The 19,327-nt window shown below is 53.5% G+C and carries 14 protein-coding genes; 6 read left to right on the top strand and 8 right to left on the bottom strand.

Features of this window, described 5'->3' with window-relative positions; genetic code table 11:
- Positions 1-33: 33 nt before the first annotated feature.
- Positions 34-2,142, top strand: coding sequence for a ferrioxamine B receptor FoxA (gene foxA / locus WC7_RS20425; RefSeq protein WP_142417636.1), 2,109 nt, complete (start codon positions 34-36; stop codon positions 2,140-2,142).
- A 106-nt stretch (positions 2,143-2,248) separates the two neighbouring features.
- Here the strand turns inward: foxA and WC7_RS20420 are convergent, their stop codons facing one another.
- The 4 genes from WC7_RS20420 to WC7_RS20405 form a co-directional block, all read right to left on the bottom strand.
- Entirely contained in the window at positions 2,249-2,758 is a 510-nt protein-coding gene (locus tag WC7_RS20420; protein ID WP_223307927.1) for a hypothetical protein, read from the bottom strand.
- A gap of 184 nt (positions 2,759-2,942) precedes the next feature.
- Positions 2,943-4,037, bottom strand: coding sequence for a 4Fe-4S binding protein (locus WC7_RS20415; protein WP_032946962.1), 1,095 nt, complete (start codon positions 4,035-4,037; stop codon positions 2,943-2,945).
- 219 nt (positions 4,038-4,256) lie between these two features.
- Positions 4,257-5,645: a diguanylate cyclase gene (locus tag WC7_RS20410; RefSeq protein WP_016151942.1), complete on the bottom strand. Its 1,389-nt coding sequence runs from the start codon at positions 5,643-5,645 to the stop codon at positions 4,257-4,259.
- A 79-nt stretch (positions 5,646-5,724) separates the two neighbouring features.
- Positions 5,725-6,357, bottom strand: a complete 633-nt coding sequence (locus tag WC7_RS20405; protein ID WP_016151943.1) for a LysE family transporter — start codon at positions 6,355-6,357, stop codon at positions 5,725-5,727.
- A 273-nt stretch (positions 6,358-6,630) separates the two neighbouring features.
- Between WC7_RS20405 and yahO the strand changes: the two genes are divergently transcribed.
- The gene (gene yahO, locus WC7_RS20400; protein WP_016151944.1) at positions 6,631-6,906 is read left to right on the top strand and encodes a DUF1471 family periplasmic protein YahO; all 276 of its coding nucleotides are present in this window, start codon (positions 6,631-6,633) and stop codon (positions 6,904-6,906) included.
- Positions 6,907-6,938: 32 nt separating this feature from the next.
- Here yahO and prpR read toward each other — a convergent pair whose 3' ends face one another.
- Positions 6,939-8,549 (bottom strand): propionate catabolism operon regulatory protein PrpR, encoded by a 1,611-nt coding sequence (gene prpR, locus WC7_RS20395; RefSeq protein WP_016151945.1) that lies wholly within the window; start codon positions 8,547-8,549, stop codon positions 6,939-6,941.
- 251 nt (positions 8,550-8,800) lie between these two features.
- Here prpR and prpB point away from each other — a divergent pair, with 251 nt between their 5' ends.
- From prpB to prpE, 4 genes are all read left to right on the top strand, one after another.
- On the top strand, positions 8,801-9,682 hold the full coding sequence (prpB, locus tag WC7_RS20390) for a methylisocitrate lyase (protein ID WP_016151946.1): 882 nt from the start codon (positions 8,801-8,803) through the stop codon (positions 9,680-9,682).
- Between the two features lie 80 nt (positions 9,683-9,762).
- Complete coding sequence (gene prpC, locus WC7_RS20385) at positions 9,763-10,932, top strand: bifunctional 2-methylcitrate synthase/citrate synthase (RefSeq protein WP_016151947.1); 1,170 nt, start codon at positions 9,763-9,765, stop codon at positions 10,930-10,932.
- Between the two features lie 37 nt (positions 10,933-10,969).
- Positions 10,970-12,421 carry a bifunctional 2-methylcitrate dehydratase/aconitate hydratase gene (locus WC7_RS20380; protein WP_016151948.1) on the top strand — a complete coding sequence of 484 codons (1,452 nt, stop codon included), beginning with the start codon at positions 10,970-10,972 and terminating at the stop codon, positions 12,419-12,421.
- Positions 12,422-12,460: 39 nt separating this feature from the next.
- On the top strand, positions 12,461-14,347 hold the full coding sequence (gene prpE / locus WC7_RS20375) for a propionate--CoA ligase (protein ID WP_016151949.1): 1,887 nt from the start codon (positions 12,461-12,463) through the stop codon (positions 14,345-14,347).
- A gap of 44 nt (positions 14,348-14,391) precedes the next feature.
- Here prpE and WC7_RS20370 read toward each other — a convergent pair whose 3' ends face one another.
- The 3 genes from WC7_RS20370 to WC7_RS20360 form a co-directional block, all read right to left on the bottom strand.
- The gene (locus WC7_RS20370; protein WP_016151950.1) at positions 14,392-14,664 is read right to left on the bottom strand and encodes a YceK/YidQ family lipoprotein; all 273 of its coding nucleotides are present in this window, start codon (positions 14,662-14,664) and stop codon (positions 14,392-14,394) included.
- Between the two features lie 155 nt (positions 14,665-14,819).
- On the bottom strand, positions 14,820-16,073 hold the full coding sequence (locus WC7_RS20365) for an MFS transporter (protein ID WP_016151951.1): 1,254 nt from the start codon (positions 16,071-16,073) through the stop codon (positions 14,820-14,822).
- Positions 16,074-16,125: 52 nt separating this feature from the next.
- Positions 16,126-19,209 carry a beta-galactosidase gene (locus tag WC7_RS20360; RefSeq protein WP_016151952.1) on the bottom strand — a complete coding sequence of 1,028 codons (3,084 nt, stop codon included), beginning with the start codon at positions 19,207-19,209 and terminating at the stop codon, positions 16,126-16,128.
- Positions 19,210-19,327 lie beyond the last annotated feature (118 nt).

The following is a 19,327-nucleotide window of genomic DNA, read 5'->3' on the forward strand; positions in this document are numbered from 1 at the left end:
CAAAAAGGTAATAATTCTCACTTACAATTAGACATGCCTTTGGAGATATTCATGTTCGCGAAGACTCGGTTGGCGCTAGTGGTGGGATGGGTGACCGGTAGCGTGGCTTTTCCACTGCTGGCGCAGGAAACAACAAAAAACGATACGGTGGTTGTCACCTCGCAAATGCAAAGCGGGGCCACGAAGCTCGCCACGCCGGATATTGAAACGCCTCAGTCGGTATCGATCATTACCCGTGAACAGTTTGAAGAGCAGGGCGCAACCAGCGTGCGCCAGGCCGTAAGCTATACGCCGGGGGTGTACAGCAATCAGATTGGTGCCTCCAACCGCTTTGACTATATTGTGCTGCGTGGTTTCTCGGATGGTAGCCTGGACAACGTCTATCTCGATGGCCTGAAGATGATGGGGGACACCAACTCACACAGCTCGCTGGTGGTCGATCCGTGGTTCCTCGAAGATATCGAAGTGGTACGCGGCCCGGCTTCCGTACTGTATGGCCGTTCTTCTCCGGGCGGTATTGTCGCGCTGACATCACGTAAGCCGTCGTTTGATGCCGGCGGAGAAGTGAAACTGTTTGCTGGCAACAATAACCAGCGCGGCGCGGCGTTTGACGTCACCGGGGCGCTGGATGATAACGATCGCGTGGCGGCACGACTGAGTGGAATGACGCGTTACGCAGACTCGCAGTTTGGTCCATTGAAAGAAGAACGTTATGCGCTGATGCCAAGCCTGACCTGGCGCATCACCGACCAGACGCGTCTGGATCTGATGGCCTATCTGCACCGTGACCCGGAAGGCGGAAGCCACTCCGGTCTGCCGTATGACGGCACCGTGGTTCCACATTACGGGCAAAAGATCTCCAACACCTTTTACGAAGGCGAGGATGATTACGACAAATACGATCGCCGTGAAAACATGGTGGGCTACAACGTTGAGCACCTGTTTGATAACGGCTGGTCGGTGCGGCAAAAACTGCGCTACCTGCATACCGACGTTGAGCTGAATCAGGTGTATGCGGCGGGCTGGCTGAATGAAACCGAGCTTAACCGCGGCTACTCCGGCTCCGATGAAAAAATGTCAGCGATTACGCTGGATAACCAACTCGATGGCAGCTTTGATACCTGGCAGGTCAACCACCGTGTGCTGGTGGGGATCGACTATCAGGATCGCAGCAACAATACCACCGGTTACTACGGTGCATTCCCGCCGATTGACGCCTTTAACCCGGTATACGGCGCGCAGCCTGATTACATCAACATGTATGCGCGTGAGAAGCACAAGCTGCGCCAGACAGGCTACTATTTGCAGGATCAGATGTCATGGGATCGCTGGCGTATTACGCTCGGCGGTCGCTACGATCAGGTCAGCGTTTCTAACATTGATAAGATCAACGATACCCGCAGCGATCTGGACAAAAACAACTTCAGCACCCGTGCTGCGCTGCTCTATTTGTTCGATAACGGCTTTGCGCCGTATGTGAGTTATTCCACCGCCTTTACGCCAACCAGCTTTGCCGATGAGAACGGCAATCTGCTGGATCCGATGAAAGGCAAGCAGTGGGAAGCCGGGCTGAAATATGAGCCGGAAGGACTCAACAGTCAGTTCAGCGCGTCGGTATTCCGTATCAATCAGACGAATATCGCCACCAAAGAAGAGCCGACCGATCCGTACCGCTCGATTGGGGAAATTGAGTCTGAAGGGGTAGAGCTGGAGGCCATTAGCCAACTGACGGAGAGCTTCCGTCTGCAGGCGGCGTATACCTATACTGACATTCGCTATAAGAAAAGCAGCCCGGAAGAGCAGGGTAAGCGTGCAGTGTACGCGCCGCGTAACCAGGCCAGTACCTGGCTGAGCTACGATGTGAAAAGCGGTCCGCTGGATGGCCTGACGCTGGGCTCAGGCGTACGTTATGTCAACGGTATTGCCAGCGATCGCCTGAATACTCACACCCTGCCGTCCTACACGCTGGTGGATATGGCAATTGGCTACGACTTAACGAATATCGGTATTAAAGGGTTGAGCGCTCAGTTGAACGTCAACAACCTGACCGACAAGCGCTACGTTGCGGCTTGTAATTCGCTCTCATACTGCTACTTCGGCGCCGAGCGCAGCATTGTCGGCAGCGTTTCATGGAAGTTCTGAGTATCGTTTTTTAGCCGGATGGCGGCGCTGGCGTCTTATCAAGCCTACAGATGCGTGCAAATTGTAGGCCTGATAAGCGCAGCGCCATCAGGCTGGGGGATTGCGGTTATTGTGTAAAACCGTTTTGCATACAAATCTGCGCGCTGGTTCTCAGGGTAAAGGCGACTTTGTCTGGGTACTGGCTGTAATAGTTATGCTCTTCTTCCAACCCTTTCGCCTGCGCCAGACGTACCGTTTCCAGCGAGCAGGTACGGTAGATCAGGTCTTTATTCATATTGGTCTGCTTTTCACGCTGTTTATCTGCGGACAGCGCCAGCCAGCTCTCGGACAGCGAGTAATCGTAGACCACCCGGTTTCCTTTCGCCTGCACATTTTCAATGGTAATGAATTCGTCGATTTTCAGTCTTGGTTGCCCACGCATTTTTTTCTTATCTTCTGCGGCGGCATATTGGGCCAGCGCATTAATATCCATGCCTGCTATTTTCTGTTTATAGATATCGACATAAGCGGCGGGCTGCTGATAACGCTGAGCGTAAGCGTTTCTTAATTCTCCATCGCTCACCGTACAACCCGCCAGAAACAGAGGTAAAAGCAGCGCCAGTTTTATTTTAGTCATGATGTTTTCCCGTTCATTATTGTGGTCCCAGTCGCCCATAACATAATAGAAAAAATGATTACGGGTGATATTTAAGGTTGTATAAACGGGGGCACGATGACACAAGTGCAATAGTCTTAAAATGGCGTTACAGGCAGGAAACCCTGCCAGAATTGGCAGGGGTTTTGAACATACTGGTAAAGAATTAATGGCCGATCATTTTTGCTTTCGGGATCAACTGGAAATACAGGTGATCCGGCACCGGCGTATCCCAGACGTTGGCATAAACCGCGTAACCAATGGTGGTAAACAGAATCCCCAGCACCAGTATTGTCATGGCAATACCCGACAGTGCTGTTTGTCGCCATAACGCTTTACCGCTGCCTTTTGCACCCGGCGGTGTCTGCAGGGAAAAGCTCAATGTTGAAGCCACCGGGCAGGATTCAACACAGGTCATGCAGCCAGTGCATTCCACAGTACGCACCTGAATCAGTCTGTCGACCGGGATTTTCGATGGGCAATTTTTCGCGCATTTCCCGCAATCAATGCAACTGTCGGCGTTGCGGCGGATTTTAAACGGCGAGAACAGCGAGAACAGACCAAGCAGTGCGCCGTAAGGACACAGATAACGACACCAGGCGTTGCGAATAAACAGGCTCAGAAGACTGATAACCACCACGGAGATGAGCGTGGCGGAGCCAATATGGCGAAAGAAATCGAGCATCTTCACATCGATGATGATTCCATAGGCTGACGTCAGAAAGTACTGAATCCCCTGGGCGGGCATCGACAGGGCGATATACAAGAAAAACCCCAGCAGCAGATACTTCAGGCTGAGCAGCGGGATATCCAGCCAGTGCGGCAGCGTAAAGTTACGACCGAATAATTTTCTCCCCAGATTACCGAGCAGTTCAGAAAGCGTCCCCACCGGGCATAACCATGAACAGAAAGCTTTTTTTAACAACAGGCTAATCAGGATAAACGCAACTAACAGCAGCATAGAGGCGGCATGGATGGGCGGAAGAAAACCGGTCTCTAGCGTATAGCGGAAATTCATCAAACCCGCTATCGGCAGCCATCCCTCAATACCGCCGGGCCTTGGAATATAAACGCTGGTGCCGGCGGTTTCGAAATAGCGGACCCAATACCAGAACGCCACGCCAATATAAATATTGATAGCCAGCAGGAGAAACTGGGTGGCTTTTCGCCAGCTGCTGGCGTTGCGCCAGTCATTCCACGGCAGTTTGCCCCCGGTCGTGCCTGGGCGGCGCTGCCAGCGCGTTCTCATCTTCCTGTTCATGGTTTTATAGTATCCCTCATATTTCCCCTTCTGCATTCAGAAGGCGTCATCACCGGGATATGCTAGCGCTATTCAGATTTGGTGTATTTGATTTGCATCTTATTACGCGGCTGTTATTTTCTTCATGCCAATATGCCTGAAAAATAATAACAGCCCGATATTTATCACAGGTCAGATAAATACCCTGAACGGGGTATTTATTTCTCTGCAGGGCAACGGTTATTCCTGATAAACCTCAACGCGGTCGCGGCCATTACTTTTCGCCAGATAAAGTGCGCGATCGGCTTTATCAACCAACTGTTTATAGTCGGGATGATAGTCATATTCGGCAATACCAATACTGACGGTAATAGAAAACGTTTCTGTCGCTGAGGCTGCCATGCGCATCTCGGCAATTTTCATACGCAGCGTTTCCAGAATAATACTGGCCTGTGTTTCATCTGACTCGACGAGCAGAATCATAAATTCTTCGCCACCGTAGCGGAACACGTAATCGCTGCTGCGGATATGATCGTAAATGACCGCCGCGACGTTTTTGAGCGTCAGATCGCCAGTATTATGCCCGAAGTTATCGTTAATTTGCTTGAAGTAGTCGATATCCAGCATCGCCAGGGTAAAAGGCTTACGCGTATGTAACGCCAGCGAGATCTCGCGCCGCATGATGGTCGGAATAAAGCGGCGATTAAGCAACTGGGTCAGCGAATCTTTACCATTTTCCTGCTTAACCAGCGCGTCGAACATTGAGGCGAGCAGGAAATGGATTTTTGCCGATAGCTGGCGTACATCCTGCAATAAGCTCATCCGCTCGGGTTCTGTCGGCTGATGCTGATGCGACAGGGTTGTTGTCAGACGACTGTCGATCTCTGCAATCAGTGATTCCATCTTATTCAGCAGATTGCTGTTGCCGAGGATATGTTTTCCCTTATGTGATAACCACATACCGAAGTCAGAATTCGCCAGAAACACCATCTCACCGAAAGGCATTCCGGTGGCGATGTTATAAATAAACTGGTTTTCCCAGTCGGTAAACGAACGGATTTGCCGCTCGCGCTCGACGTTTACGTCATCGTAAATAGTCTGCAGACGGTACTGCTCCTGTGTGTGCATAGAGTTTTGAAAACTGGGGGAATAGGAGACCGTCATGGCTTCCAGCGCAGTATCCATTGCCAGACTGCTGAAACAGATAGCATCGCTCAGCAGGGCGGGAGTGGAATCTGCCTTTGTTTTTAACACCCTGTACAGCTCATCTTTCAGCTTGCGCGCGCCGCGGTTTACCAGATCGATGGGCAGGCCGATACGGGCATGCACCACACCAATTTTGCGCTGTTTGGCCAGCAGTTGTGAGAGATCTTCGTGGGCGCTGCCAAGTACGCTGCGCAGCCAGTCAAACATGCTGCCGCTGAGGCGGGTACTGACCTGTTCTGTATTGAGGAACAATGCGCTCTCCGCATGGGAGAGCATATAGTCATAAAAAACGGTTACTAAATGGCGGATCTCTTCATCGCTTAACGATGTCAGGAGCGTGTGAACTTCAGGCGATGTTTGACGTAACAGCGCCTGCCATTCTGTAAGGAGTAATGTGTCGTTTACCGGTTCAACCTGTTCCATCTTACTGCCACTCAACGTGCGATTAAAAATTCAGGCGGTATTACGGACAATTACCTCACGATGGTCAAGTTAAACTCTCTTATCGATGGCTAATACCTTCATAAATAAGCCTGAGTGCGAAGACACCAATAATGGCGCCAATCACCCGGCTGGCAACCCGTTGGATTCGGCCATACGCACGGCGCACGGCGGGCAACGAAAACGCCTGGCTGAGAAAAATACGCCAGATAACGGAAGACAACACAATGCCGGCCCAGGCCATCAACCTGGCCCACGTTGGCGTGTCTGCGCTTAAGGTGACCGAGAAGATACTAATAAAAAACAGCACGGTTTGCGGATTAGATAAATCCGTTAATAACCCACGGCGGAAAAACACATACCAGGGGGCGGAAAGCGGCTGCTGTAGCGTTGGCATTTGCGGTGTCGCCTGATGCCGGATGCTGTTCCAGGCGAACCACAGCAGATAGGCGCCGCCGACAATCTTAATCAACGAAAAAATCTCTTCACACTGAGTGATAAGCGTCGCCATGCCAAAGAGCCCGAGGCCGGAGTAGAACGCATCGCCTAAGGCGACGCCCAGACCGGTTATCACGCCCGCGCGTCGCCCTGACGCCAGGCTGGTTTGCACCACCACAAACAGGTTCGCGCCGGGGTTAAAAAAAGTTAAAACAAACAGGCTGACGGTGAGTACGACGGCGTGCAGAGGTTCCATAGACAACAATTCCTCAGATTCTCATAAAGTTAACACTATAATTTCAGTGCGCTGCCTGTTCTGAGGATCAACTCACACTGGCTATTGAAACTTTGAACAGGTTGACGCGCTGCTACCCGGTGACCGGTTTTTTCTGCGCCGCAAAATCTCTATATATTCCTGCTGAATGTGGATTTTTTATCCAGGCTGGACTAGTTATTAATCATCCTTGAATCGCGTTATGTAATGTTCAGGGATCGATGATGGCGTAATAACAAAACCTGGAGCTGGTCTATGAAAACTGGAATTAAAGTACTTATTGGTGCATTAGCTTTTGTCGTGACCAACGCATATGCCGCGGAATTTATGACAAAACTTGAATTTGAAAAGGTTGAGTCGCAGTACACAAAAATCGGTGATATCTCAACGAGTAATGAAGTTTCTGTCTCAGACGCTAAAGAAGAGCTGCTGAAGAAAGCAGAAGAGAAAGGGGCCGATGTGGTGGTATTAACCTCCGGTCAAACGGATAATAAAATCCATGGCACAGCCAATATCTACAAGAAAAAATAATACGCTACTGTAAAAATCACGATACCCGCCGGTCATTGTATCGGCGGGTTTTCTTTTAATCTGCGCCAGAAGGTGGTTCGGCTTACCCCGAGATATCGTGCAGCCGCGGTTTTATCGCCATTGAATTGCGCCAGCACCTGCTGCGGCGTCAGCGATGAGGATACCTGCGGCGCGTCAGCAGCAACGGCCAGTTCCGGTAACAGCTGCTGCAGGAATTGTACGTTCAGCTCCGGCTGCGGCTCGACGCTTAAAAACAGCGCCAGGCGCTCCATCATATTACGCAGTTCACGGATATTCCCAGGCCAGCCATAGTTCAGTAACGTCGGTTGACTCAGACCCAGCCCCTTGCGCACAGGTTCAGAAAACGGCACCTCCAGTTCCGCCAGCGACTGTTTTAAAAAGCCTTCCGCCAGCGGCAGGATATCGGGCAATCGCTCGCGTAGCGGCGGTAGCGTGAGGCGCAAAATACTCAGGCGATAAAACAGATCGGTGCGAAATTCTCCCTGTTTTATCTCCTGCTCCAGATGACAGTGGGTGGCGCTAATCACCCGGACATCGACCGGAATCGGCTGATGTCCACCGACCCGGGTGACCTCTTTTTCTTCCAGCACGCGCAGCAGTCGGGTTTGTAACGGCAGCGGCATTTCGCCTATCTCATCAAGAAACAGCGTTCCGCCGTGGGCGATTTCAAACAGGCCCGCGCGTCCTCCCCGACGGGAGCCGGTAAAGGCGCCATCCTCATAGCCGAACAGTTCCGCTTCCAGTAATGATTCGGTGATTGCCCCGCAGTTGACGGCAACAAACGGCGGCGAAGGTTTACCGCGCCGATTCTCCTGACGGGTGAAAAACTCACGATGAATTGCCTGCGCCGCCAGCTCTTTGCCCGTGCCGGTTTCGCCCTGAATCAGCACCGGTGCACGCGAACGGGCATAAAGCATAATGGTGTGCCGCACCTGTTCCATCTGTGCCGAGTGACCGTGCATATCCCCCAGCGCATAGCGGGTGCGCAGCGTATCGCCGGAAACGTACGGACCGTTTCTGCGCAGCGTCAGACGAGTCATATCGAGCGCATCGACAAAGGCCTGGCGCACGGTGGCCGCAGAATAGATAAAGATGCCGGTCATGCCTGCTTCTTCAGCCAGGTCGGTAATCAACCCCGCGCCGACGACCGCCTGCGTGCCGCTGGCCTTCAGCTCGTTGATTTGTCCACGGGCATCTTCTTCCGTGATATAGCTGCGCTGTTCAAGCTGCAAATTGAAGGTTTTTTGAAAAGCGAGCAGCGCGGGGAGGGTTTCCTGATAGGTAATGACACCAATCGACGAGGTGAGCTTTCCCGCTTTGGCCAGCGCCTGTAGCACGTCAAACCCGCTGGGTTTAATCAGGATCACCGGAATCGATAAACGGCTTTTCAGATATGCCCCGTTGGAACCTGCGGCAATGATGGCATCACAACGCTCGGTGGCTAACTTCTTGCGGATATACGTCACCGCTTTTTCAAAACCAAGCTGAATAGGGGTGATAGTTGCCAGGTGGTCGAACTCCAGGCTGATGTCGCGAAACAGTTCGAACAGGCGCGTGACCGAAACGGTCCAGATAACCGGTTTGTCGTCATTCACCCGCGGCGGAAGATGCGTATCAGCCATAACCATCCTAAAAAGTAAGGCACCGAGTATTAGGGTTTAGTTGTGTTTCATGAATGTTGCAATGAAACGTGAAGGAACGTTTCATGAAACGATAGCTGACACGCTTTTGTGCAACAAAGATACAAAGATTTAATTTAATATATTGTTTTTAAAGGTAAATATATAAATTAATTAAAAATTAAGGTCTTTGGCATACCCCTTGCTTTAAATAAATCAACGAATGATAACAAGTTGATAACAAAGGACGGGATATGTCTCTACACTCCCCAGGGCAGGCGTTTCGCGCCGCGCTCAGCAAAGAAAACCCATTACAAATCGTTGGCACCATCAACGCCAACCACGCTCTGCTGGCTCAACGCGCCGGATATCAGGCGATTTATCTCTCCGGCGGCGGCGTCGCGGCTGGGTCTCTGGGTCTGCCGGATCTTGGTATTTCTACCCTTGATGATGTGCTAACCGATATTCGCCGCATTACCGATGTTTGCCCGCTGCCATTGCTGGTGGATGCGGATATCGGTTTTGGATCGTCAGCTTTCAACGTGGCGCGGACCGTGAAGTCGATTTCCAAAGCCGGTGCCGCCGCGCTGCATATTGAAGATCAGATCGGCGCCAAACGCTGCGGTCATCGCCCGAACAAGGCGATCGTCTCGAAAGAAGAGATGGTCGACAGGATCCGCGCCGCCGTGGATGCGCGTACCGATCCCAACTTTGTGATCATGGCGCGGACCGATGCATTGGCGGTGGAAGGGTTAGAGGCCGCCATCGATCGTGCCCAGGCGTACGTCGAAGCAGGCGCGGATATGTTGTTCCCGGAAGCCATTACCGAGCTTGCCATGTACCGTCAGTTTGCCGATGCGGTACAGGTGCCGATCCTCGCCAACATTACCGAATTTGGCGCTACGCCACTGTTCACCACTGATGAACTGCGCAGTGCGAACGTCGCGATGGCGCTGTATCCACTCTCGGCCTTCCGCGCCATGAACCGCGCTGCGGAAAAGGTTTACAACGTGCTGCGCCAGGAAGGAACGCAAAAGAGCGTTATCGACATTATGCAGACGCGCAACGAGCTGTACGAAAGCATCAATTACTACCAGTTCGAAGAGAAACTCGACGCGTTGTATACCAAGAAGTAACCGTCGTAGGCCGGATAAGGCGTAGCCGCCATCCGGCAATAAATTTGTACCCTACATATTATAAAAATGACGAGGACAACATGAGCGACACAACGATCCTGCAAAATAGTACCCATGTCATTAAACCTAAAAAATCGGTTGCGCTGTCAGGCGTCGCCGCCGGAAATACCGCGCTGTGTACCGTTGGCAAAAGTGGTAACGACCTGCACTATCGCGGCTACGATATTCTCGACCTGGCGCAGCAGTGCGAATTTGAAGAAGTCGCGCACCTGCTGATCCACGGGAAATTGCCCACCCGTGATGAGCTCACCGCCTATAAAAGCAAATTAAAAGCGCTGCGCGGACTGCCCGCAAACGTGCGTACCGTTCTGGAAGCGCTGCCTGCTGCCTCGCACCCGATGGACGTGATGCGCACCGGCGTCTCCGCGCTGGGCTGTACGTTGCCGGAAAAAGAAGGGCATACCGTCTCCGGCGCACGCGATATTGCCGACAAGCTGCTGGCATCGCTCAGTTCTATTCTCCTGTACTGGTATCACTACAGCCATAACGGCGAGCGTATTCAGCCGGAAACTGACGATGATTCCATTGGCGGCCACTTCCTGCATCTGCTGCATGGCGAAAAGCCGTCGCGAAGCTGGGAAAAAGCGATGCATATTTCGCTGGTGCTGTACGCCGAACACGAATTCAACGCCTCCACCTTCACCAGCCGCGTGATTGCAGGGACCGGATCCGATATGTATTCCGCGATTATTGGCGCGATTGGCGCACTGCGTGGTCCGAAACACGGCGGGGCGAATGAAGTATCGCTGGAGATCCAACAGCGCTACGAAACGCCAGACGAAGCGGAAGCGGATATCCGTAAACGCGTTGAAAACAAAGAAGTGGTGATTGGCTTTGGTCATCCGGTTTACACCATCGCCGACCCGCGCCATCAGGTGATAAAGCGCGTGGCGAAACAGCTTTCTCAGGAAGGCGGTTCGCTGAAAATGTACAACATCGCCGACCGTCTGGAAGACGTGATGTGGGAAACGAAAAAGATGTTCCCCAACCTCGACTGGTTCTCGGCAGTCTCCTACAACATGATGGGCGTCCCGACTGAAATGTTCACACCGCTGTTTGTCATCGCCCGCGTCACCGGCTGGGCGGCGCACATCATTGAACAGCGCCAGGACAACAAAATTATCCGTCCTTCCGCCAATTACACCGGCCCGGAAGATCGTGTCTTTGTCGCGATAGATCAGCGTTGCTAATGCAAAACCTCTAAATATAAAAACAGGAACCCTTGTTATGTCTGCACATATTTCGAACGTCCGCCCGGAATTTGACCGTGAAATCGTTGATATTGTTGATTACGTCATGAATTACGAGATCACTTCGACGGTAGCGTATGACACCGCGCATTATTGCCTGCTTGATACCTTAGGCTGCGGCCTGGAAGCGCTGGAATATCCGGCCTGTAAAAAACTGCTGGGGCCGGTAGTACCAGGGACTGTGGTGCCGAACGGCGTGCGCGTTCCGGGCACCCAGTTCCAGCTCGATCCGGTGCAGGCGGCGTTTAACATCGGCGCGATGATCCGCTGGCTGGACTTTAACGATACCTGGCTGGCCGCGGAATGGGGGCATCCTTCCGATAACCTCGGCGGCATTCTGGCCACGGCTGACTGGCTGTCACGCAATGCGGTAGCGGTGGGGAAAGCGCCGTTAACCATGAAAAAAGTGCTCACCGGAATGATTAAAGCCCATGAAATTCAGGGCTGCATCGCGCTGGAAAACTCTTTTAACCGCGTCGGTCTCGATCACGTCCTGCTGGTCAAAGTGGCCTCCACGGCGGTGGTCGCCGAGATGCTTGGCCTGAACCGGGATGAAATTCTCAACGCCGTATCGCTGGCGTGGGTTGACGGGCAGTCGCTGCGTACCTATCGCCATGCGCCAAATACCGGCACGCGTAAATCCTGGGCAGCTGGCGATGCAACTTCGCGCGCGGTACGTCTGGCACTGATGGCGAAAACCGGTGAGATGGGGTATCCGTCTGCGCTGACGGCGAAAACCTGGGGCTTTTATGACGTCTCTTTCAAAGGCGAATCGTTCCGCTTCCAGCGCCCGTACGGCTCTTATGTGATGGAAAACGTGCTGTTTAAAATCTCCTTCCCGGCCGAGTTCCACTCGCAGACTGCGGTAGAGGCGGCGATGACGCTGTACGAGCAGCTACAAGCTGCAGGGAAAACGGCGGCGGATATCGAAAAAGTGACCATTCGTACGCACGAAGCCTGTATCCGCATCATCGATAAAAAAGGCCCGCTGAATAACCCGGCGGATCGCGATCACTGCATCCAGTATATGGTCGCCATTCCGCTGCTGTTCGGGCGTTTAACCGCGGCAGATTATGAAGACGGCGTGGCGCAGGACAAACGCATTGATACCCTGCGCGAGAAGATCAACTGCTTTGAAGATCCGGCCTTTACAGCCGATTACCACGATCCTGAAAAACGCGCCATCGCGAATGCCATCACCCTGGAATTCACCGACGGCTCACGTTTTGAAGAAGTGGTGGTGGAGTACCCAATCGGCCACGCGCGCCGTCGTAACGACGGGATGCCGAAGCTGGTCGAGAAGTTCAAAATCAACCTGGCGCGTCAGTTCCCGACCCGTCAGCAGCAGCGCATTCTGGATGTCTCCCTGGACAGAACTCGCCTGGAGCAGATGCCGGTCAATGAGTATATGGATTTGTTTGTTATCTGAAACCCGACTCATCAGGCGTAAGTTCAACAGGAGAGCATTATGTCTTATAGCGAGTTTTATCAACGTTCTATTACGCAGCCGGAGTCGTTCTGGGCCGAGCAGGCCCAGCGTATTGACTGGCAGCAGCCGTATACGCAGATACTGGACCACAGCAATCCGCCGTTTGCCCGCTGGTTTTGCGGCGGGACGACCAATCTGTGCCATAACGCCATCGACCGCTGGCTGGAGAAACAGCCCGAGGCGCTGGCGCTGATTGCTGTGTCATCAGAAACCGAAGAAGAACGCACGTTTACCTTTCGTCAGTTGTATGACGAAGTGAATGTTGTGGCAGCGATGCTGTTGTCGCTCGGCGTACAGCGCGGGGATCGGGTACTGGTTTATATGCCGATGATCGCCGAAGCGCACATTACGCTGCTGGCCTGCGCACGCATTGGGGCGATCCATTCGGTGGTGTTCGGTGGTTTTGCTTCGCACAGCGTGGCGGCACGCATCGACGACGCCCGACCAGTGGTTATCGTTTCGGCGGATGCCGGGGCGCGCGGCGGCAAGATCCTGCCCTATAAAAAGCTACTCGATGATGCGATCGATCAGGCTCAGCATCAGCCGCGTCATGTGGTGCTGGTCGACCGCGGTCTGGCGAAAATGGCGCGGGTGGAGGGGCGTGACCTCGACTTTGCCGCGCTACGCCAACAGCATCTCGGCGCACGGGTGCCGGTTGTCTGGCTGGAATCGAATGAAACGTCCTGCATTCTCTACACCTCCGGGACAACCGGTAAACCGAAAGGCGTTCAGCGCGACGTTGGTGGTTACGCGGTCGCGCTGGCGACCTCGATGGACACCATTTTCGGCGGCAAAGCGGGCGGCGTGTTCTTCTGCGCGTCGGATATCGGCTGGGTGGTTGGGCATTCCTATATCGTGTATGCCCCGCTGCTGGCGGGGATGGCGACGGTGGTTTACGAAGGGCTGCCAACGTATCCGGACTGCGGCGTATGGTGGAAAATTGTTGAGAAGTATCAGGTCAGCCGGATGTTCTCGGCCCCGACCGCCATCCGCGTGCTGAAAAAATTCCCAACCGCGCAAATCCGCAATCACGATCTCTCCTCGCTGGAGGTGCTGTATCTGGCGGGTGAGCCGCTGGACGAACCGACCGCCAGTTGGGTAACGGAAACGCTGGGCGTCCCGGTTATCGACAACTACTGGCAGACTGAATCCGGCTGGCCGATTATGGCTATCGCCCGCGGGCTGGACGACCGACCGTCGCGGCTGGGCAGCCCTGGCGTGCCGATGTACGGCTATAACGTGCAGTTGCTCAATGAGGTGACCGGTGAACCTTGTGCGGCGAACGAGAAGGGGATGCTGGTGATTGAAGGGCCGCTGCCGCCGGGCTGTATTCAGACTATCTGGGGGGATGACGCGCGGTTTGTGAATACCTACTGGTCGCTGTTTTCCCGCCAGGTGTACGCCACCTTTGACTGGGGCATTCGCGATGCCGATGGCTATTACTTCATTCTTGGCCGTACGGATGACGTGATCAACGTGGCCGGACACCGGCTGGGGACGCGCGAGATTGAGGAGAGTATTTCCAGCTATCCAAACGTCGCCGAAGTGGCGGTGGTCGGTGTGAAGGATGCGCTGAAAGGGCAGGTGGCGGTCGCGTTTGTTATTCCAAAACAGAGCGACAGCCTGGAAGACAGCGACATTGCCCATTCGGAAGAGAAGGCGATTATGGCGCTGGTGGACAGTCAAATTGGTAATTTTGGTCGTCCGGCGCACGTCTGGTTTGTGTCGCAGCTGCCGAAAACACGCTCCGGCAAAATGCTCAGACGGACGATTCAGGCGATCTGCGAAGGCCGCGATCCTGGCGATCTAACGACCATTGACGATCCCGCATCGTTGCAGCAAATCCGTCAGGCGATCGAGGAGTAACGTCGTGTGATGCCCGGTGGCGCAATGCTTACCGGGCCTACGTTCTAATCAACTTTCTTATACGGCCCGTGATAGTAATCAAACGGCGCATAAACCGTATCGGCCACGAACGATAACGGCACATCAACAAATAACAGCGCTAAATCGAAATAGTTATAATCGTAAGCGCCCGGGTTTTTTAGTTTATCAATATCATGGCGCATTCCCACGTAATACGTATCTGAATCCTCGCCTGCCGTGCGCGCATCAATGCTGCCACATCCTGTAAGTAATACGCTGATAAAGAGCGTTGTTACCGCAACCGTCTTTTTGCTCATGCTATGACCTGGCTTCTCGCCCCGTTTTACCATAACGATAAAAAAGCGGCGTGCTGTCCTCGGAACTTAAACCACCAGGTCAGGACTCATCGTGTGAGGATGGCACATCGAAGGCCGGATAAACCACGTGAGTGGTGTATCCGGCAAAGAGGCTTTTACAGCGTGACGCTTTCGCGACGACGCAGCAGAGAAAACGGCCCCGGTCCACTTAGGGTAAATACGGAAATCAACGTGAAGCTTAGCGCAATTATCCCCAGCACCAGATACGCCCCCTGGAAACCAATACTCTCATACATTTTTCCGGCCAGAACTGACATGAAAATCATTGCTAACTGTTTGAAGAAACAGAAGCACACCAGGTAAATTGTGGCCGAGAAGCGCACTTCAAACTGACTGGTGATGTATTTGAAGCAACCGACGATCAGGAACGGTATTTCAAACATATGCAGCGTTTTGAGAATGACGACCTCCAGCGCAGAGGTGGCGAAGGAGGAGCCGATGATCCGCACCGACATTATCGTACCGGCCAGCAGTAGGGCGTTCTTTCCGCCAATGCGGTTCACAATCAGCGGCGCAAAGAACATGATAGAGGCATTAAGTAATTCTCCCATGGTCGTGACGTAGCCAAACACACGGGTACCCTGTTCACCGGTGGCAAAGAACGAGGTAAAGAAGTTGGCGAACTGCTGGTCAAACACATCATACGTACAGGAAACGCCGACCACGTACAGGGAGAGGAACCAGAGTTTCGGTTGTTTAAATAACTCCAGCGCCAGCTTCAGACTGAATGCCGAGTTGTTGGCGCCTACCGCATCCGCAACTTTTGCAGAAGAGGGGACCTCTGTTTTTGAAAAGAGCAGCAGCAATGCCAGAATGACCGCACAGCCTGAACCTAACCAGAAGACAAACTGGTTATTGATGGTGAACATAATCCCGGCAATCGAGGCGCATAGTGCCCAGCCCACGCAGCCAAACATGCGCGCGCGACCAAATTCAAAATTGCTTCGGCGGCTGGCTTTTTCAATATAGGCTTCAATCGCCGGGGCGCCGGCATTGTAGATAAAGCCAAGGTAAATCCCGCCGACAATCGAACCCAGTAAAATATTAACCTGTAATAACGGGCCAAAGACGTAAATAAAGAACGGGGCAAACATTACCAGCATTCCGGTAATTACCCACAGCAGGTGTTTACGCAGGCCAAGCTTATCGGAAAGCAGTCCGAAAACAGGCTGGAATAATAATGAAAATAGTGAAATACAGGCGAAAATGATCCCGGTGTCACCTTTACTGATATGGTTTACATCGTGTAACCAGATAGGGAAGAAGGGGAAATAGGCACCCATAATGAAAAAGTAAAAGAAAAAGAAGAAGCCGAACATCCAAAAGTTAGTGTTTTTCAAATAATACATAATGGACTTCCTTACGATGAATGCGGGCAGGGGGGAACCTGCCCGATTATTATTATTTTTGACCCCAGACCAGCTGGTAGTGGTAGCGTCCGGCACTCAGCAGGAACTCTGGTGAAACGGAAGGACTCCAGGAGTCGTCACCGCCCACGCCCATATGGAAGCCATCAATATTGACCCAGGTACCTGCCTCCGGTTGCAGCAGATGGTGGTGGCTGGTTTCCATCAGTTGCTTCTGGCTAAAACGGCTGATGTTGAACAGGAAGTCCCCTCGCCATTGATGCGCGCCGTAGCGTAGCTCACGCGTGTTGCAGCGCAGACCGTTTTCGCCAGGGAAAACATACGGGGTGTACATCTCATCAAGCGACAAATCCCAACGATCAAAACAGGCGGCGCTCAGGCGATCCGGGTAGTTCTCATGTGGGCCGAGACCTAACCAGTTCACGCGCTCAGCGACCTGCGCCAGCTGGCAGCTCAGGCCGATGCGGGCCGGATGTGGCGTGCCGCTGGCGACGTCGACATCCACCGTTATCTGCATTTCACCATTGCCGTCAATGCGATAGCTTTTTCGGCTGACGAACAGCGTTTCGCCCTGATACTGCCACGCATGTTCGGTGGCGATCAGTACCGCATTGCTTAGCGTGTCGGCAGCACAGTGCAGTAACGTTGCTTCGACCAGATAATGACCGGCGGCTTTCCAGCGTTCGACCCAGGCGTTAGGGTCGATGCGGGTTGACTCGCTCACGCCGATGTCGTTGTCCAGCGGCGCGCGGGTGAACTGGTCAGTAAGCGGGGTTAACAGCTGAGCTGCGTCGCCAATCCAGTACTGTGTCAGCAGGCCAGACTGACGGTCGAATTGCCAGCGCTTGTCGTTGATCTCAACAGTAAAGGTGTTTTCGCTCACGTTCAGCTGTGGTGCGGTACGGGCAGTTGGCCGTGGCGCCAGGCTGAGTTTCTCTTCCAGCTTCCATTGCTGCCAGGCGCTAATGTGCCCGGCATCTGACCATGCGGTGGCCTGAGGTTGCTCTACGCGTACCGTTAGCCATAGCTGGCCGGCGGTTTCCGGCAGCGGGACATCTGGCAGGGTAATCACCTGGCGACTCTGTGGGGCGATATCCAGCACGATTTCTCCGGCGGCCAGCGGGTTGCCATCCTGGGCAATCGACCAGTGCAGAACTTCGTTATCGCTGTGGCGGAACAGATATTCGCTGGTTACTTCAATCTGGCGTTTGGGTCCCGGCAGCAGCGTAAACTGGAAAAACTGCTGCACATGTTTGGCCTCGTATAATGCCGGATGCGGGGTGCGATCGGCGAACACCAGGCCGTTCATGCAAAACTGACGATCGTTAGGCGTGTCGCCAAAATCACCACCGTAGGCAGACCAAGCCTTGCCGTTCTCATCATATTTAATCAGCGACTGATCTACCCAGTCCCAGACAAACCCGCCCTGTAGGCGCGGAAATTGACGGAACGCTTGCCAGTATTTGGCGAAGCCGCCAAAACTGTTGCCCATGGCGTGGGCGTATTCGCAGAGGATCAGTGGACGCTGCTCGCCGGGCATCGACAGCCACTTTTTAATCGACCATTTGGGTACCGCGGGGAAGGGCTGATCCTGATCGACGCGGGCGTACATTGGGCAAATAATGTCGGTTGCCGTGGTATTTGCGCCGCCGCCTTCATACTGTACCGGTCGGGACGGATCTTCTGATTTTATCCAGCGGTAGAGCGCGTCATGGTTGGCGCCATGCCCGGATTCATTGCCCAATGACCAGATGATGATGCTCGGGTGGTTGCGATCGCGTTGCACCATGCGCGTGACGCGCTGGCTCATGGCTGGCAGCCATGCGGGATCGTCGGTGAGGCGATTCATCGGCACCATGCCGTGGGTTTCAATGTTGGCTTCGTCGACCACATACAGGCCGTAGCGATCGCACAGGGTGTACCACAATGGATGGTTCGGGTAATGGGAGCAGCGCACGGCGTTAAAGTTGTTCTGCTTCATCAGCAGAATATCCTGCACCATCGTCGCCTCGTCCATCACCTGACCGTTGACCGGATGGTGCTCATGACGGTTGGTGCCGCGAATCAACAGCGGCTTACCGTTGAGTAACAGCAAGCCGTTTTCAATACGAACCTGACGAAAGCCGACATCACAGGCTTCCGCTTCAATCAGCACTCCGTCAGCGGTACTTAACTGGACCACAGTGCGGTACAGATTAGGCGTTTCGGCACTCCACAGCGCCGGGTTTTCGACGTTCAGACGCAGGGTAATCCGATCATGATAAGCGCCGCGTTCATCAATAATTTCGCTGCCGAGCGGGGAAGTCGTTTCGTGAGTGAGCGTTTCACCGTCCCACAATTGCAGAGTGACGCGTAAATCTTCGCTCTCGTTGCCCGCCACTCTGACTTCTGTTTCCAGCGTGGCGCGGCTGAAATCGTCGTTAAAACGGGTGTTAATGCGCAGATCGCGGATTTGCGTAGTGGGCTTATGCAGCAAAGATACATCGCGAAAGATCCCGCTCATGCGCCACATGTCCTGGTCTTCCAGATAACTGCCGTCGCTCCAGCGCAGCACCATCACAGCCAGGCGGTTTTCGCCGTGCAGCAGATAATCGCTAAGATCGAATTCAGACGGCAGGCGGCTGTCCTGACCGTAGCCAACCCAGCGACCATTGCACCACAAATGAAACGCGGAATTCACCCCGTCAAAAATAATGCGCGTCTGACCTTCATCTAACCACGCGTCTTCGATACTGAATGTGAGCGAGTAACATCCTGTCGGATTCTGCGCTGGAACGTACGGGGGGTTAACCGGGATCGGGTAGGTGACGTTGGTATAAATTGGCGCGTCGTAACCGTCCATCTGCCAGTTAGAGGGGACGTTGACAGTATCAGCCTGTGGCAGATCGCTTGTCAGCCAGCTTTCCGGCACGGCCTCAGGCGCGGAAAACCAGGCGAACAGCCACTTGCCATTCAGCGAGCGTAACTGAGTTGATCGCTGATTGGTGCGCGCATCATCCGCTGAGCGCCAGCTACAGAACGGCGGGTGCGCCTCCAGGCGGTTGAGCTGCGTGACGCCGGGGTTTTCCCAGTCACGGCGGGCCAGTACAGCGGAGAGTGAATCTGTGTTCAGGTTCATAACGGTATCCTGTTTGAATTTGTTATTCGCTCACAATTTCAATCAAAATACGAATAAGCGATCCCCACTGTAAAGGATGGGGCGCTCAATGAGTGAACTGACTCACACAATTGTTATG

The sequence above is a fragment of the Citrobacter sp. KTE151 genome (genome assembly GCF_000398845.1).
GTDB classification, from domain to species: Bacteria; Pseudomonadota; Gammaproteobacteria; order Enterobacterales; family Enterobacteriaceae; genus Citrobacter; species Citrobacter braakii.

Excerpts from the sequence above, each read along its gene's own strand:
- prpR (WP_016151945.1), bottom strand. The coding sequence starts at position 8,549 with ATGGCTGATACGCATCTTCCGCCGCGGGTGAATGACGACAAACCGGTT.
- WC7_RS20360 (WP_016151952.1), bottom strand. The coding sequence starts at position 19,209 with ATGAACCTGAACACAGATTCACTCTCCGCTGTACTGGCCCGCCGTGAC.
- yahO (WP_016151944.1), top strand. The coding sequence starts at position 6,631 with ATGAAAACTGGAATTAAAGTACTTATTGGTGCATTAGCTTTTGTCGTG.
- WC7_RS20410 (WP_016151942.1), bottom strand. The coding sequence starts at position 5,645 with ATGGAACAGGTTGAACCGGTAAACGACACATTACTCCTTACAGAATGG.
- prpC (WP_016151947.1), top strand. The coding sequence starts at position 9,763 with ATGAGCGACACAACGATCCTGCAAAATAGTACCCATGTCATTAAACCT.
- WC7_RS20405 (WP_016151943.1), bottom strand. The coding sequence starts at position 6,357 with ATGGAACCTCTGCACGCCGTCGTACTCACCGTCAGCCTGTTTGTTTTA.
- WC7_RS20415 (WP_032946962.1), bottom strand. The coding sequence starts at position 4,037 with ATGAACAGGAAGATGAGAACGCGCTGGCAGCGCCGCCCAGGCACGACC.
- WC7_RS20365 (WP_016151951.1), bottom strand. The coding sequence starts at position 16,073 with ATGTATTATTTGAAAAACACTAACTTTTGGATGTTCGGCTTCTTCTTT.
- WC7_RS20370 (WP_016151950.1), bottom strand. The coding sequence starts at position 14,664 with ATGAGCAAAAAGACGGTTGCGGTAACAACGCTCTTTATCAGCGTATTA.
- foxA (WP_142417636.1), top strand. The coding sequence starts at position 34 with ATGCCTTTGGAGATATTCATGTTCGCGAAGACTCGGTTGGCGCTAGTG.
- prpB (WP_016151946.1), top strand. The coding sequence starts at position 8,801 with ATGTCTCTACACTCCCCAGGGCAGGCGTTTCGCGCCGCGCTCAGCAAA.
- WC7_RS20380 (WP_016151948.1), top strand. The coding sequence starts at position 10,970 with ATGTCTGCACATATTTCGAACGTCCGCCCGGAATTTGACCGTGAAATC.
- WC7_RS20420 (WP_223307927.1), bottom strand. The coding sequence starts at position 2,758 with ATGACTAAAATAAAACTGGCGCTGCTTTTACCTCTGTTTCTGGCGGGT.
- prpE (WP_016151949.1), top strand. The coding sequence starts at position 12,461 with ATGTCTTATAGCGAGTTTTATCAACGTTCTATTACGCAGCCGGAGTCG.